Annotated in this window: 13 protein-coding genes; 5 read left to right on the forward strand and 8 right to left on the reverse strand. The window is 57.8% G+C overall.

The genetic code is table 11. The features are described from left to right. Positions 1-904: 904 nt before the first annotated feature. The 3 genes from KZX46_RS04330 to KZX46_RS04340 are packed head-to-tail and all read right to left on the reverse strand — an operon-like array spanning position 905 to position 3,470. Entirely contained in the window at positions 905-1,708 is an 804-nt protein-coding gene (locus tag KZX46_RS04330; protein WP_219775635.1) for an endonuclease, read from the reverse strand. After that, positions 1,701-3,029, reverse strand: coding sequence for a DNA cytosine methyltransferase (locus tag KZX46_RS04335; RefSeq protein ID WP_219775636.1), 1,329 nt, complete (start codon positions 3,027-3,029; stop codon positions 1,701-1,703). The genes KZX46_RS04330 and KZX46_RS04335 overlap by 8 nt, the downstream gene beginning before the upstream one ends. 36 nt (positions 3,030-3,065) lie before the next feature. Then, complete coding sequence (locus KZX46_RS04340) at positions 3,066-3,470, reverse strand: very short patch repair endonuclease (protein WP_255615251.1); 405 nt, start codon at positions 3,468-3,470, stop codon at positions 3,066-3,068. A gap of 107 nt (positions 3,471-3,577) precedes the next feature. On the opposite strand from KZX46_RS04340, the gene KZX46_RS04345 reads away from it, so the two are divergent. Then, entirely contained in the window at positions 3,578-4,486 is a 909-nt protein-coding gene (locus KZX46_RS04345) for a hypothetical protein (protein WP_219775638.1), read from the forward strand. Positions 4,487-5,081: 595 nt separating this feature from the next. On the opposite strand, the gene KZX46_RS04350 is transcribed toward KZX46_RS04345, so the two are convergent. Then, positions 5,082-7,373, reverse strand: a complete 2,292-nt coding sequence (locus KZX46_RS04350; RefSeq protein WP_219775639.1) for an AAA family ATPase — start codon at positions 7,371-7,373, stop codon at positions 5,082-5,084. 229 nt (positions 7,374-7,602) lie between these two features. Between KZX46_RS04350 and KZX46_RS04355 the strand changes: the two genes are divergently transcribed. Further along, the gene (locus KZX46_RS04355) at positions 7,603-8,430 is read left to right on the forward strand and encodes a hypothetical protein (RefSeq protein ID WP_219775640.1); all 828 of its coding nucleotides are present in this window, start codon (positions 7,603-7,605) and stop codon (positions 8,428-8,430) included. Positions 8,431-8,705: 275 nt separating this feature from the next. On the opposite strand, the gene KZX46_RS04360 is transcribed toward KZX46_RS04355, so the two are convergent. Next, on the reverse strand, positions 8,706-9,308 hold the full coding sequence (locus tag KZX46_RS04360; RefSeq protein ID WP_219775641.1) for a hypothetical protein: 603 nt from the start codon (positions 9,306-9,308) through the stop codon (positions 8,706-8,708). 322 nt (positions 9,309-9,630) lie between these two features. On the opposite strand from KZX46_RS04360, the gene KZX46_RS04365 reads away from it, so the two are divergent. From KZX46_RS04365 to KZX46_RS04375, 3 genes are all read left to right on the forward strand, one after another. Continuing rightward, positions 9,631-9,879: a hypothetical protein gene (locus KZX46_RS04365; RefSeq protein ID WP_219775642.1), complete on the forward strand. Its 249-nt coding sequence runs from the start codon at positions 9,631-9,633 to the stop codon at positions 9,877-9,879. Positions 9,880-10,423: 544 nt separating this feature from the next. Next, on the forward strand, positions 10,424-10,651 hold the full coding sequence (locus KZX46_RS04370; protein ID WP_255615585.1) for a thermonuclease family protein: 228 nt from the start codon (positions 10,424-10,426) through the stop codon (positions 10,649-10,651). Between the two features lie 139 nt (positions 10,652-10,790). After that, positions 10,791-11,159, forward strand: a complete 369-nt coding sequence (locus KZX46_RS04375) for a hypothetical protein (protein WP_219775644.1) — start codon at positions 10,791-10,793, stop codon at positions 11,157-11,159. On the opposite strand, the gene KZX46_RS04380 is transcribed toward KZX46_RS04375, so the two are convergent. The 3 genes from KZX46_RS04380 to KZX46_RS04390 form a co-directional block, all read right to left on the reverse strand. Beyond that, positions 11,148-11,651 (reverse strand): hypothetical protein, encoded by a 504-nt coding sequence (locus KZX46_RS04380; RefSeq protein ID WP_219775645.1) that lies wholly within the window; start codon positions 11,649-11,651, stop codon positions 11,148-11,150. The genes KZX46_RS04375 and KZX46_RS04380 overlap by 12 nt on opposite strands. A gap of 532 nt (positions 11,652-12,183) precedes the next feature. After that, positions 12,184-13,782 (reverse strand): DUF927 domain-containing protein, encoded by a 1,599-nt coding sequence (locus tag KZX46_RS04385; protein WP_219775646.1) that lies wholly within the window; start codon positions 13,780-13,782, stop codon positions 12,184-12,186. Between the two features lie 237 nt (positions 13,783-14,019). Continuing rightward, positions 14,020-14,901 carry a hypothetical protein gene (locus KZX46_RS04390; RefSeq protein ID WP_219775647.1) on the reverse strand — a complete coding sequence of 294 codons (882 nt, stop codon included), beginning with the start codon at positions 14,899-14,901 and terminating at the stop codon, positions 14,020-14,022. Positions 14,902-15,349: the final 448 nt, after the last annotated feature.

The raw sequence follows: 15,349 nt of genomic DNA on the forward strand, positions 1-15,349 counted from the left end.
CACTCAAGGCGTCACTCACCGGAGGCGTACGAAAAACAAAGGAGGCTCCCCGATCAAGACGCAGCAGCTCGAACGATCGATAGCAGTTTCCTGCCAATCCTGTGACGGCGACCGACAGAAAACCGGCATCGGCCGCGCCGAGATCCGCAGCCGGAGGGTGGGCGGTGGGCGGTGACTAGATATTTCGGGGCACGGACTCGGTCAGCCCAGCAAGGCCCCCACGTGGATCATCATAATCGTCCGGACGTTCGAGCATCTTTCGACAAGGCTTTATCCAGGTGAGCTTGGTAGGAAGGGGAGCGGACTTCTGCCATACGAGCCAACAATACCCGGTCGCCGTTGACGCTCGTGGATCTACCCTGCCCTTCAAAATTGGGACGCGCTCGGAAAACTGTGCAACACAGCTGGGCGGTGTATCGCGGAACAACCGATCGTATCGCCCGGAGCTTTCTATAAAGCCAGTTCGGACCAGCATGGCTACGCCTACCCTGGTTAGGCCAAGACTGCGCCGAACGAACTCTTCAGCGAGCCGGAAGGGAGGGTTTGTGACCAACCAGTCCGAAGTGGGTGGACGCGTCTCCGGTACCGATAGATAATCGTATACCTCCCCGTAGCCGTACGGATGAACGTCACTGCTGCGCACGTAGCCGAAGTATTCTGCGAGAGCCGACGCCATATAGCCTCGGCCGCAAGTAGGCTCCCAACAAGTCAGTCCTCGCAGCGACGTTGGGTCGAGAACCTCCTCGCAGAGCGCTCGGGTCGCCCACATCGGCGTCGGAAAATCGTCGAGTCCTCCAGCCGGTTCGGTGCGCTGAGCCATCACAGCGGGGGATCGATTTTGAGGGCCTGGAGGCAAGCGATAACGAGGCGATTGTCGCGGCTTCCACGGCGTCATCGCACAATCTCAACGATATGCTGTAGTGGCACTGCGATCCAGTTGAGCCGCCGCCGTTAGTAAGTAATGTTTTTCGTCGACGACGACAATTTGCTCGTCTTGGATCGATAGTTCGAACATCGCTATCTTATCGTCGCGCATAAATTGTGCAGAAATAGCCCGGGGGCGAACTCCTTCGAACCGCTGCCGGCACCAGGCTATGTCTTGCTTTGTCTGGACGACAGAAATCTGATCGGTGCCGCCTTTCGCTTGAACCGGAATGACGTAGTGACAGCCATGCCGATCAAGCCCCAGATATAGCTCGTCGATTTCAATCTGCCCGATGCCTTTGACGCTCGTGCGAAGATGGTTTTGCAGACTATAAGTGGTTAAACCGAGAAAAATGTCGATCAGACGATTGTACCGCACGATTGCAAGTAGCGCTTGCTCGTCGTCGAGCGCGTAGGCTCGGATAATTTCAGGAGTGCTGTCCGGAATCGCGATAGAAGCCATATCATTGCGGGGAACGATGCGGTTCAAAGGTACCAAGCAGAAACGGTAACGTGCGCGACCGCTCCCTTCGATGATCCACTCCATTCCTTCGGGCTGCGTAGCCAAAACGCTTGCGGGCATGCTCGTGCGGTAGCGAAGTGCGTAGATCACATCGCCGAGGTTTTTAGGGCGGTCCCGCCCCATAGCTTCGGCAGCAGTCGGTATATCGTGGCGCTCGAACTCAACGACAGTTGCGCCAGGCGTATACCGATCGAGAAAAATTCGTTCGATCAGAGCTTGATATGCATTCGGGGGCGTTGGGAGCGGTGCAGCCTCAGTCAATTCCGACAGTCCTGGATTGCAGCCAAGCTTCGGTCTCGCGCTGCGTACGCTTCGTCGCGCCGCTTTTCTTGTCACGTACGGAGCGAGGCGCAGCCACTTCGAAATGGGCGCACGCCGAAGTGATGTCCATGCGCAATAGGACCGTATCGCCGAGGTTGATGGGCGCGCCTGGCCGCACTGGTGTATAACGTCCCGCACGGACTACTTCGGAGGCGACCGCGCGTGCGAGAGGCGGCGGAACGGCATTCCCGATTTGCCGGGCACCATGCCATTTCGTTTCATTGAACCGAAACCAGTCGGGAAACCCATGCAGTCGAGCCATCTCGCGAACCGTGACGCAACGGGCAAACTCATAGTGAATCGGTCGTGGACTGGTGAAGGCGCCTCGAGTTCCGTCGGTGCCGGCTCTCAGGGTGTTGCTCAGCCCGTCGGGATGAAGTTTGTAGAACCGGGAAATCGGCTCGACCCCACCCGGAAGCACCGCCTTGAAGCGCCGCTTTGAGATGTCCGTGTGAACCGTTCGTGCGCTCGAGGTCATCAGGACGGCGTTCCAATTTCGAACATGCCCAAAGTGCCAAGCGTCGTTACTCAAACAGCGCATCATTCTCGCATAGGCGGAAGGTGCGCGCCAAACCGGCACGACAACTTCATCTGTAACGCTGAGAATATCGAATTTGTCTGCGTCGGGGAGGTCGCCCAAAGCGTCACTCGAACTAGGTCCAACAGGCAAATCCGTTGCCCCGACCCTGTCAGCAGGTTTTGTCACGGCGAGAGGGTAAACTGGAAGCCTCTTGCCGGCTTTCGCACCCATTATGAAAAGGCGCTGGCGATGTTGCGGGACGCCGTAATCCGCAGCGTCGAGCACTTTCCAAGGAAGCTGCACGTCGTATCCGCTCTCCTCGAACAGCTGAATAAGCTCCTCCAGAAAAGCCTTGTGGCGACCCAGGGTGAGACCCTTCACGTTTTCGAATACGAAATAGGAGGCGTTCAACTCTACGACAATCCGCACGAACTCACGAACGAGGCTGTTGCGCGGATCGTCGAGCACACGCTGGCCTATCAGCGAAAAGCCTTGGCACGGCGCCCCGCCGAAAACGACGTCGACCTTACGCTTGCCAATGCCGGCGGCCTTACGAATGGTGTCTCCCGATAGTCCAACGACCGAGCGCGCAAGAACCGCACAGTCCGGGAAGTTGTAGCTGTGCGCGGCAGCGTGAACCGCGTCGATTTCGACCGCGGCTACGACATCGAAGCCGGCCTGCTCGAAGCCCAGGCTCATCCCGCCAGCGCCAGCAAATAAATCGATGCCGATCGGCCTCATACGTTCATCCGTTCTCGGAGCTTCTAAAATACATTCCTAACAGCCGCCGGGCTCGATGTCGATCGCTTTTCGTTCCTCGTCGAGAAAAGCCGACAGAAGCGCCTGTAGGGTGGTGGGCTGACGGGTCTCGCATTGCCAGATCGCCAGCACATTCCAGCCGGCTGCGATCAGAGCCGCTGTCTTCTCGGCATCCCGATCTCGGTTCCGCTGCAGCTTGGGAAGCCAAAATTCCGGGCGAGACTTCGGAGGGTTGCCGATTTTGCAGCCGTGCCAATGCCAAAAGCAGCCGTGGACGAATATCGCCTTCTTCGACCCGGGCAAGATGATATCGGGGGTACCGGGAAGGTCGTTACGGTGCAGCCGGAAACGGCGACCCATTGCATGAAGGGCCCGTCGGACAATCATCTCTGGCGATGTGTTTTTCGAGGGTATGCGCGCCATCAATGCGCTCCGGCTCGACGGGGTTCGATTGTCAACCACATGTTTTCCTACGCTCGGATTGAAAATCAGGCTAGGTCCCGCTCGCTAATGGGGGGCGCGTAACGGACATGGCATCAGATAAATCAGACGTACTCAAGGAGCTATATCGGCGGCACAAGCTCGAGGAATTTGATCGGGGTATCGTGAAATCCGGTGATATTCTTAAGGCAATGAAAGACACGAGCTCGACGCTCGGAACCGCAAACCCTGCCAATTTTTTGAAGGATTTAATTCGGAAGCGGAACGTCAATGACAATTGGCCGGCCGAGATCTGGGCCGATGGCGTCGGTGCGCGGCAACGCTATGGAGACAAACGGGTATTTCAATTTGTGAAACGTCCTGGATGGACGGCTGCGTTCATAGATCGCTTCGACCCAACTGATGAAACGGAATGCTATGCTGTACAGACCGCGTCCCTGCCCCATCTAGCTCGCAGCTTGGGCAGAAAGGACGAAACGTGGCTAACTCAAGTAGCGGTTAATCTAAGGTTGGTGGAGACCCAATTAGCAGTATATTCGTCTGATGCTCTAAAATTTCGTATTCTAGATGTGACCCACCTTCAAATGAGCATAAAGACGAGACCTGAGATCGACGCCGCATATATTGCGTCATACTCCAACGAGGCATCTCAAGGTGCTGACTTGAACATGTTCGTTACATGTGAAGCTAAACAGTTTGGTGAGCGAATTCTTGAAGATCAGATTATTGAACAAGTCAAAGTCGCATTTTACATTACAAAAAAGCATACGGACCGGCCGATTGACGCCGTGAAGCCTTTAGCCATTCAAGTTCTCGATACCGATATAAAGGGAATAAATGAGAGAGCAATTTACGTCGTCGAGTTTAAGCATTTTCTACGATCAGATTTCGAACTTGTAGATCATTCTGCTGATCCAGAGGCAATCTACGATATCCCACTCGAAAAGGTTTCGAGCACACTCTACGTATTACGGCCCTCAATAGCTGGTTTTAGCTAAAATGAAAAACTATAAAGTCAATAGCCACCGAGCTAATTCGGTTACTGGTCGCGTATCTCGCGGATCGACCGTCAATCTGTTTCCATGCTGAAAATTTCTCCAAAAACACCTTTCGAGAAACTGTTCTATAGAGATGCATCCCGCTAATCGGTATTTTACTGCAGAAATCTGTTCAACTATTACGGCTATATCTGCACGGAAACTGTGTCTAGTCCTATCGTATTTCAGATACCCTGGTATATGACACGTGGTTTGTACATCTATCGTCACGCCTCGGATGTTAAAATCGAACCCGCTGTCGCCGGTCTTGCGCTGCGTTTTGTCTATGTCGGCGCCTAAAAATCTTCCAACCGCTAACTCTCCAAGTACTCCGAGTACGTGGCCATCTAGAGAGGTCTCTCCTGGATGAAAATGCTGGGTCGATCTCAGCTCTTCCTTGCGAAGCTGACGAAGCACGGCGACGCGCTTAGCTTCCGCTAATTCGATATCCGTAAGGATCACTATTGGCGGGGTATCCAAAGGGGCGGTGCTCAAGGCAAATTCTTCCTAGTGTCGCGCGCCTCATAGCTCGAAACAGTGTCCGCTGCGACTGACCTCACGGCCGCTGTGCGAAAGCCAGCACCCGGCCACAGAATTGGGCTAGCTCGAGATCGTTGATCGATTCGGTCTCGTACGCGGAGTTGGTGTCGTGATGGAAGCGGTTCGCATAAACCAACACTGCGCGCACCTCCTCGATGTCGGCCGGGCTCAAGATCTGGTTGATCTGCCCGGCGCGCTGATGGCAGACACTGAGAAACGGCCCGAGTAGCTGGCCGGGCGGAAAAGATGCCGGATAGGCCACACGAATAAAGGCCTCGAGAATATGACGCAGCGCGGCCGCTACGCGCCGCTCGCTGGTGGGATCCCCGGCCTGCATATAGGCCGCCACAAGAGCATGCCGGCGGTCATGTTCGGTGATGCAATCTTGATTGACGTCCCAGAGCATCAAGGTCGATCCGGCACCCTCGCGCCGGATGAGGACGGCTTGGCGCTGCGCCACGTCCGCACCTTGCCAAAGCTGGCAGAGAAAGGGCTTCGAATGCGACAGCACGATCATCTGGCTAATGCGGGACAGCATGCGCCGCAGTTCGAGCACGGTGGTCAGCGCGCGATGTTCATCAAGGCTGGTCATGGGGTCGTCGATGACGACGATCTTGTCGGCAATTTGCGGGTCTTGCTCCAGTGAGGCGAAGAAAAAAGCCAGGGCCAGAGTGTTGCGGTCACAGGTGCTAAGGGTATTGTGGAATGCAGCGCCCGCATCACCGGTCAGCGCCACGGCCACATTGTTGATAACGATGTTGTAGTTACACGACGAGCCGCCGCGCGTGTTGACCGGATTCATCGCCAGCAGCCTGAAGCCGGCGTTGAAGCGCTGCAGGTAGAGATTGATCGCCGCCTCGTAGGCCGGGAAAATATTCCGTCGGTAGTTGTCGAGCTCGGCTCGCGCCTGAGTGCGCAGCGCTTCGGTGACGGCTTTGGCGGCCTTTTCATTTAGGTAGTCGTCACAAAGCTCGGCAACGCCCTCGCTATGCCGAGTTCGCACCGCCACAAGGCGAGCAAGGTCGGTCGTCAAAACGGCCACGTTGGCGGCAGCTGCCCGTTCTTTCACGATGCCAATCGGCGAATTGCAGGCCTGCAGCGCAAAGGATAGGGCGTCGATGGCGGCCCGCTGCCTGCCGTAGACGTCAATCAGGGCCAAGGTTTCAGGCGAAAGTGCGATGGCCTCGAGCGGCGCGCCTGCCTTCGCGCGCAACACAGTCAGCACGCTCCCGCGCGCGGCCGTCCAAGCGCGCAGGATCGCGGCTGTGTCGACGTCGATTTCGGGGATCTCGGCGAACGCGTTCCAAAATGTGCGTGCCTCGACCGCGACGCGCACTGATCGCTCAAACGCCGCCGGCACCTCGCCGCCGTGGGCGGTGTTGATGCCCGTCCCGACTTCGGTGATCGCGGTCTTCAGCGCGTCATAGGCGTCGCTAAAATAGGCCTGGTAATGCTGTATCAGCGGTGCGCCGGTGACGTCTTGCGCGCAGAAGGGGCAGGTTTCGTGTCCCTGACCTTCCGATGAACCGGCAATGCGCACCATGCCGTCGCTGATCCAGGCTTCGCCGCCCCGGCCGAGCCGACGCAGGTGCGTTCGGACGCGCGTGGCTGCCTCGGCTTCAAGGTCGGCCAAGGTGCGCGCAAGTAGCGCGTCGATGGCGGCCGTGTCGAAAGCTGGTAGAGATAGCGGTCGAAAGGCCGGCTTCTCGCGAATGGCGTCTGCCGATTGACCCGCCGCTAAGCTCCGTTCCGCAAGTGCGATAGCGGCGTCAATATCGGGATTGACCGCCAAGGCACAGAAAGCGTCCACGGTCATTGCGCCGCGCACAGCGGTGTCTGCCGCGGTGGCCTTCTGCGTGACTGCGCGATTATGCACCTCGATCTGGACGACGTGACCCTGCAGCGCCACGTTGAGAGCAACGCCCTGCGCACCCAAAATTAGCTCGTGAAGGTTCTGTCGATGGCCAGTGTCGATTTCGACGCCTGAGCAGACGTTCGCCGCAACGAAAGCGTCGTCAAAAATTGCGATGCAAGGCATCGGCGCCGGCCAAGCCCCGTTCTGAAACTGAACCACGCCGCTGGTAAAACTGAGCACAACATGAGGCGGGTTCGGCGCGCCCAAGCGGTGGCGATCAAGGATGAGACCCGCGTCGCCTGTTCCAAGTGAGCGAAGAATTGAGGCGAGTGTCGTCTTGCCTCGGCCGTTTTCAGCGTAGATCAGCGACAGTTTTGTGAGCGAGATTTGGGTGCCTGCACTTACTGACTCATACTGGCCGATATTTCTCAATAACTGAATATGCTCGAGCAAGTTCGTGTCCCCCAAATTTCGGCTCTGATCCTAAGCGCTTCGATGGGCGCTCGTCAGCATGTTTTCGTCTGCTTCCAGGTCATGCTCGTGCGATATTGGGAGCGTATCCGTGAAGGGAAAGCTATCTCGTGCCAGTTAGCGCGAATAACAGTATCTATGGAATGCGCGCGAACTTTAAGGTGATCGGCCAGAGCACCCGGGCGCTCCACTATCATGAGAGGGACTCTTCGTGACTACACTTCTATCGTGGGTTTCGTTCAGCGACGCTGACATAATCCCTCACAAGCCCCGGGCCGTCTACCTCGCGTCCGACAGCAGGATCACTTGGGATACCGCCGACCACCGCTGGGACAGCGGTCGCAAGATCTTCGCGCCGACAACAGCGCCACATCTATTCGGCTTCGTCGGCGACGTCGTTCTTCCAGGTTTGATACTCGGTCAGGTGTCCGCCGCGATTGACGCAGGCATTTTGATAGACCCTCAGGCAACCCCGGACGAGCAACATCAAGCGGTGCTGGGCGCCATTCAGCGCGCGGTCGCGACGACTGTTGCTACCCCGTCGCTCGATTTCACAATCCACCACCTGATGCGCTCTGGCGACTGGCCAAACACCGAATTCCGCGCATGGCAGATCGGCCACGAAGTCGCTCAGCGGCGCTGCACATCGTCCCCTATTGCCGTTCCGGCGACGACCGCGCTCATCAAGTCGTTTGGAAGCGGTGGAGATGCGGCAGACGAGCACCGGACCAAGTGGCTGCGGTCTGACGTCGGCAGCCGTAGCCGGGCGATCCTGTCTGCCTTTCATGACGCGATTGTATCAGGCGACGATCTTTTTTCTGGAGGTCCCCCACAGTTGGCAGCGCTCTACACCCGGGGTCCTCCCGTGCCGATCGGGCTCGTCGTGGGCGAACACCGCTACCTCAATGGACTTCAGGTTGACGTGTCACCATTGCTCGATGCGATAGAGTGGCGGGACCGACTAGGGCAGAGGGTAGAACCGACAACTGGTAGTGTGAAGCCGGGTGCTCGCCGCTTTGTACGGCCAGGGCAAGTGTAGCTAGTGGAACGCACGCCGAAAGGCGCGCCAGGCTGTCCGGGTGGGTGAACGATAGCAAATTCGATCATCGGACGGTTTAGAATGCGACCCGAGAGCCGACGGCTACCAACGTGAGCGTTGTCTCAGTTAATTGGTACGATATCTTTGCAGTGAGGAGTCCTTTAACGTTACAGTTGCCACATGCACAGACGCTGATCGGCCATACCCGCTTGTCCACGACATCCCAACTCTCCACGTTGGCAAGAACGCGGAGGTCGGATCCTGATCGACTAAAGTTACGTTCTCGGCGGGGACGACGTCATGCGCAGCGCGGCCGCAACGGCCGGGTACATAATCGCGTCTGCGGCACCTTGAGGGTGGCGTAACCCGAACGCCAGCACGACGTGATCCTCAACGCGGTAATGGTTGCGCACGAACTCAGCCTCTTCTGGGATTATCTCGTCGGCCTGAAGCTCTGCGAGATCCTCGATGGACTTCGGAAAGTTCCTCCATGCCTTGGCTGAAAAAACGAATACACGGTCCGGCTTGTGCTCTTCCATAAGGGCGAGAGCGCGGGCTTGGCCTAGGCGATGCTGCTCATCCGTGCCGCTATCGTGTCGCTCGTCACCGGTGCCGATCGTGTTCGGAATGAAGTTGAAAAACATGACTTCATTCCAGAACGCCGGATCGTCGCGCTTGAAATAGCCCATGATCTTGTTGAAAAACGCGATTTCGACCGTTGAGCCGGTTGCTACACCCGCTAAGGTTTCCTTGGTTTTTTCGTTAGTGTCTATGTCGTTGTCCCAGTGCGAGTAGCCGACGATCGCAATCTTCTCTCCGTTGAAGGCGCCTGAGCCGTAATTGAGCCCGACCCATGGTTCGTGTTGTACTGCACTCATGTACTCTCTCCAGATGTGTGTTGCAGATATATATATGGACTTGGTTGGAGGCGAACTAGCTCCGGAGCTGGTATCGCCTCGATGTGGCTCGAGTTTTGGTGAGATGTCGTAAGAGCACGATCATCGGACGAGACGATCGCCGACGCGGTAACGAAAAGCAGCCCCGGGTCGGCTTACGCAGCCTTGCACGTGAACCGGCAGCCGATGCGCGACTCATGTCAAAAGCGTGGCGTGTTAATGAGAGCCGCTTCGCGCGTCGCGCAGACGTGTTACAGCACCACAGAGCCTTCGTTCCGAAATCGTTCTCCACGCAAAACTGCTCATGCGCGAAGGCATCGGCTATGTCGCGACGACCGCCGGAATCAGCGCTGGCGAAGGCCAGATTCGATCTGCGCTTTTCTATTTGACGCTGTCGCGATGTTGGCAGCTGAAAGCGGATCATCCGGTCTTCAAAATCGCAGGTGCGTCGGTAATGACTCGATCGCTGGCTGCTCAAGCAGTAGTCAGCGGCAAGGCTGATGTTGGCGCATATCAAAGCTGCCCGCGACGACGCGCCATGCCAATAGTGTGAGAATGTCATGAAGCGGTGATCGTCGGATTCTGGGCACTTAGTCTCTGGGCTATATCGGGCGCCCCGTGCAGCACCACGGTGTGCCGTTTTATGAGCGTGACATCAGGGTCGCGATTCTAGGCATTCTAGCTAAGGCGACAAGACGGTTATTCGGCGAACTGCACCGCATTGGGATGATAGGCCGATAGATCGCTGCCTGTGTGGCCGCTTGTTCGTGCGTGTAGCGCCTTTTATAAGCTAGAGAATGAACAGGCTTCCTGGAGAGGGCTTTGCTCACGTTGGCGGCAAGCCGAAGCGCCGAGTATCCGTCCCAAGGGTGGCCGCTGCAGTGGCAACGTTCTCCGGGACGGTTCTGGTTGCTGGCTACATCGCCGGACTTTGGTCAGCGCCAGCTACCGTCTCTAGTGCGCTGGGCGCATCACCTGCCATTGCGTACACATCCGCCTCGTTTGCCTGCAACGGCCCTACCCACCACGACGGCGACGCGATCCGCTGTGAAGGCGCCAGGCGATCAATGCGCCTGTACGCCATAGACGCCCCTGAGATGCCTGGCGCGTGTCGCCCAGGACGTCGCTGCACTCCCGGCGATCCGTACGCCAGCCGAGACCATCTGACGGCTCTGACGACGGGCAAGGCGGTGAAATGTCGCCAACTTGACGTCGATCACTATGGCAGGCGCGTGGTACAGTGCTTCGCGGCCTCCGTTGACCTATCGTGCCGCATGGTGGCTGATGGCTTTGCCGTTGAGCGGTACGGCCGACTGGAGTGCTGAACGAATGGCAACGCTCATCACACCTGATCAATTGGCTTCCCTGCGAAAGCTGCGCAAAGCTGCCGGCGTGTCTGCATAAATACTCGAATATGAATCGTGCTAGCCAAGCCGCTGAACCAGCGTGATATCATCGCTTTTTTTGCTGTTATTCACGGATCCCAGCAATCTTCCCCCTGAGGAGTCCGCCCGAGCGATCGCATCTTTCCGGGACCAGCTGGCAGCGTCTGCGTTTGAGTGGACGGGGATTGAAGAGCGCGTCGCATCCGACCCGGAGATCATGGAGCGCATCATGACCTCCCTAAAGGAAGTCAACGTTCTTATCGAAAAGACCGGCTTGAACAATGCTGAAAAAGCCAAAGCCCATTCTATCAATAATGCTCTAATGAGCCTCATCGATTCCCCTGAGCCTGAATGGAAGGTCATACTAAATCTTCTATCGACTCCTGCCTACTCCAGTTTTTTCGGTGTCTCTGGGTTTGTCATTGGGATCATAGGCTTACTTAAGTAGCTCGGACAGCGCCGATGTCCGCGGGTATGCGTGGATTTGTGCGCGAGCTGCGCCTTGAACCGGGCGGCATCCGGCTCGCGGCGTATCTCGACTGGGGTTCGGCGAGAAGGCGCGTCCGTGACCTTCGAGCGGCAATGGTCGCCCCGCGTCGGGCGGGAGGTCGTAGGTCGTCCGCTGATCACCGCAGGTCCGGGCGAACCATACCTCGCCGTCCTTCGGTCCGGTCGCCTTGACCGTCGCCGGCAGGTGATAGCGAAGTTTGACGTAGCTGCCGGCACAGTCGGTGATCGCGCCGATCGTCCCGGCGTAGGTGAGCCGCGCGTCGCCACTGTCGACGACCACCGCGGCATCGCGGCGCGGCCCGGCGCGGCCGACCCCCGACTGCACCGCCAGCCGCGCGCGGAAGCCGTGGACCCAGCCCCCGCCGCCGTAGACCCGCCGGAGCGGAAGGTCGGATGGCCGCCAGCGGTCGTTTGCGCCGGCGATCCGCAACCGGCCGTTGCGCGCCGCTATTATCGTGAACGCCGGTCCGTAATTCCCGTCGCGGTCACGGACGAACGGCGGCAGCCGCCCAATCTCGCGTGCGGCTGCGGACGGCGCCGCCCTGACGCGCAGCCGGTCGGATCGGGGTCGATCGACTATGCCTCGATCCGGCAGGCGTTCGAGGGTTCGGGCACGGCGCTCGCAGGTGTAACGATCATCATCGCGAGCATGAGAGGCAGAGCAAACCTCATGGCTGTACCCGCGTCAGGACATATTGATAGCTTGCTTGGGCGCTGCCCGAAGCCGCGTTCGCGAAACGCGCATAGTCGCCGGGCGCGACGGTCTGGCAGCCAGACGAATCGGTGTTGGCTCGGCTGCCGCTATGGATCTTGAAGCTCGCATCGAGATCGGTGAAGCGCGTGACTCCGTTAACATCGTCTAGCCCGTGACGGCGCGCCCCACACGATGGTATGAAACTAGAAAAAACAACATGAGCCGCGACCTCGCTCGAGGTCGCGGCTCTCACTCGATCATACTTAAGTCACTCGCCCTCCTCAGCCGGTAGCTTGAATGAATGTACTCGTTCGGCCCCGACCCCTTTGTGCAGCTTGCGCTTGGTCGTCAGGTGTCCTTTATCATTGTTCAGGATTGCCGTGACGTCAGCACGCCCCTTAAGGTCCCGCCAATTGGGGAAAGCCGCAGCAATTCCGACAGGGCGGATCAGCAACTCCCGACCGCTGCTGCGATGCAGCACGAGCACGTTCGCTTTAGCGATACCTGCCCTGCTTGGCCGCTCGCCGGCCCGGCCGAGGTGAACGGTGTCAGCAGCGGCGGCGAGGTCGCTGAGCCGGTCGGTAAAGCTGCGCGATGGCCTTTGGTCGTGCTTGTGTTGGCGATAGCACGCGAGGACTGCAGGGCCGCACTTCCACTTTTTCGGTAGCGCCCCGTATTTTTGCGCCAAGCGACCGGCGGCGTAGACAAGCCCGAACGCCTCTGCGACGCGCACTTCGGAGCCGTTGTTCAAGTCGATGCCCGCGTGGCGTGCAAACTTACTGACGCACCCGCGTATCACCTTCTGGAGTTCTGCCTCATCGGTTGCCCGGGCCCTGACCAGTTCGGCCAGAAAACGTCGTCCCGACGTGCCGTGGTGAGCGGCCGCCCCGGCGGTTAGTTCGCCGGCCAGTTCACTCGCGCTGCCGATCCCAGTCGGCAGGAACTCAAACACGCCATAGGGACGGTTTGAACCTACCCGCAACGTGATGAGCCGGTCGCCGGCAGCTTTGGCAACGTCGGACGCCTGACCTATCAATTCGGCCAAGGGTTCATTCGATGAGCTCAGATAGCTAAACCGGTAGTCGCGCGTCGGTGCGGCGCCCAGCCTACCCTTTTGCTTCCCTCCACTCATCTTGAACACGAAGGCTTTGAAAGCCTCGGCTCGCTTGGCAGCCGAGGAGCCCGCCATATAGAGGTTGGCCTCCTCGATGATCAGCGGCAGGTCTGAATGGACCGCCATCTGGTCTTCGAGTGCGTTGAGAGTGGTATCAAACGTGATCCAATAGCTCCCGCCCCCGCCACGGCCGGTGCCGCCGAAAATCGACGACATTGCCAGCTGAAGCGTGGTTTTGCCGGTCCCCCCAGGTCCAACCAGTTCAAAGCCAAAGTTGTCCGGGCGATCGCTCAGCTGAAGCAGCGGCGGCATAAACGTGAGCATAAGCATGAACATGGGTATCGGCTGCCCGGTCATCTTCACCGCCACATGCCGCTTCCAGCCCTTCAGTGTGCCTTTCTTCGCGCATTTGTCTTGTAGCGGATCGAAGACGACGACAGCGTCATGGACGCCTTCCGGGGCAAAGACCGTTGCATCGGGAAAGGCAAAGCACGCCCCGCTCCAACCGCTGTGTTCAATCAACGGCCTGACGTGACAAAAGTCCAAGGCGGCCACTTTGGCGAGCACCTGATCGCAAGTCTTTTTGCCTAGTACGCTGACGCCTTGGTCGGCGAGCCGTTTCCATACCGCAGTCTGGGTACCGACAAATTCGGATTCCTTGACCCACGCCGTGCTGCTGCCACGAGTAAGTTCTACCCAACGTCCGCCACTGGCGGTCGCCCATCCCCGTACCGAAGGCGAACCATCAATCATGCTGGCCTCCCCGGTGCGCCAGCCGCACAGCGCCACTCAGCCAAATCCCCCGGTATCCCCGATATCCCCGCTCTCTCCGCTCTCTCCGCCGCTGCTGTGATACTGTTGTACTGCTGGATGTAAGCTACACAGTGTTGTTTAATGATACAGCTATCTTCACTCAACCGTGCCACCGTAGGTCTCGTTCCTAGGTATCCGTGCATGATAATTTCCTCGATTCGTGTACGCATATGTTGGTTATTTTGTGATTAGAGACCCACTTTGGACGCGTAATTTCATGAGCAGCGAAATTTCGCTTAATGACCATTGATCGAGCCACAATAGATATTGCGTATGGTATGGCTCTGGGATGCGGTGCTTTGTGCGCTGGCGATTGATGACGCCGTCCCCGGTGTCCCCGCTCCATCGGCTCGGCCAGAACGGCTGGAGGATGTACGTGATCGGGCTCGGTAGGTTGGTCAGCGGTTTTCGACTAACCCTGACCCGTTGATAGACCCCATCATCAGGCTGCTCGTGCGCACGTGACGACGCGTATCTGCGCCGGCTACCGAGGCAATCGACGACGTCGATCATGCCGCCGACCACTACGCCGTGTAAGTGTATCTGAAAGCGACATTTGCCCGGGTCGAACTCGCCGTGGAGGACCACGATCGCCCAACCGTCGGCTCCCCTCGCACCGCATCTGTTGAGCGCTGTTCGAAACGACGCCAATAATTTCTTAGCGTTGAATACCGCCAGCTCCTCTGGCGATAAATTGCATCCACGCGGGATGACGGTGCACGTGGCGACGCGACAGGTTGTTTTGTCGACGTGCTCCCAGATGGCACCGCCCACCCTTTCGCGCAGATCACGCTGGAACCGAGCCGATGCCAAGGTTTCTGGCCAATCACCCCGTTCATCGCCTTTAGCTAACCGATCGCCCAGTGCTGTAGCCGACACGACCTCAGCTAAGCTCGACATCCGGGTCGATGCCAGCAGCATACGTACACGCGTCTCATCCTCAATGGCGGCCTCAGTCCTGGTTTCGAACTTTAACTTACCGCGAGAGCGATTCGCCAGTGAACCGGGTCTGTAGGCCAGACTGCCCAGCCGAAGACCATCAATGCCAAGCCGGCTCACCGGAGGTCCTCCGGGTAGGCGATGACGCTATTGGCGATCAACGTGCGAATGCTGCTCATCAAAACTAGCGTTCGGCGATCGATACGGCAGGCCTGTAAACGGCCGTCCCGGATGAGCTGCCAAACCTTCGTCCTCCCAAATGATGTATAACGGCAACATTCCTTTATAGAGACGGTGATTGGTGCCAAAGACAAACGCGCTATTGCTCCATCGGCTTCCGCCAATGTGCAGCGATCAGCGACGCCATTCGCTCGTAGTATGACAATATCAGACATAATAGTTATATCGTTATTACGTGACATTTGCTGACTCCCTATGTGCAGAGAGAAATCATTTATTGCCATCAAAACACGATGTCTACCAAACTATTTTGATTAAACTAAATATACTATGCAAATTATGTGTAAAAGAACATCTCAATGAACTGGGATGTTTGTGATAGTACGCT

It is taken from the genome of Polymorphobacter sp. PAMC 29334, assembly GCF_019431245.1.
GTDB lineage: Bacteria > Pseudomonadota > Alphaproteobacteria > Sphingomonadales > Sphingomonadaceae > Polymorphobacter_B > Polymorphobacter_B megasporae.

Coding starts and splice junctions, on each gene's coding strand:
- KZX46_RS04335 (WP_219775636.1), bottom strand. CDS start 3,029: ATGAGGCCGATCGGCATCGATTTATTTGCTGGCGCTGGCGGGATGAGC.
- KZX46_RS04340 (WP_255615251.1), bottom strand. CDS start 3,470: ATGGCGCGCATACCCTCGAAAAACACATCGCCAGAGATGATTGTCCGA.
- KZX46_RS04345 (WP_219775638.1), top strand. CDS start 3,578: ATGGCATCAGATAAATCAGACGTACTCAAGGAGCTATATCGGCGGCAC.
- KZX46_RS04360 (WP_219775641.1), bottom strand. CDS start 9,308: ATGAGTGCAGTACAACACGAACCATGGGTCGGGCTCAATTACGGCTCA.
- KZX46_RS04365 (WP_219775642.1), top strand. CDS start 9,631: ATGCGCGAAGGCATCGGCTATGTCGCGACGACCGCCGGAATCAGCGCT.
- KZX46_RS04370 (WP_255615585.1), top strand. CDS start 10,424: ATGCCTGGCGCGTGTCGCCCAGGACGTCGCTGCACTCCCGGCGATCCG.
- KZX46_RS04385 (WP_219775646.1), bottom strand. CDS start 13,782: ATGATTGATGGTTCGCCTTCGGTACGGGGATGGGCGACCGCCAGTGGC.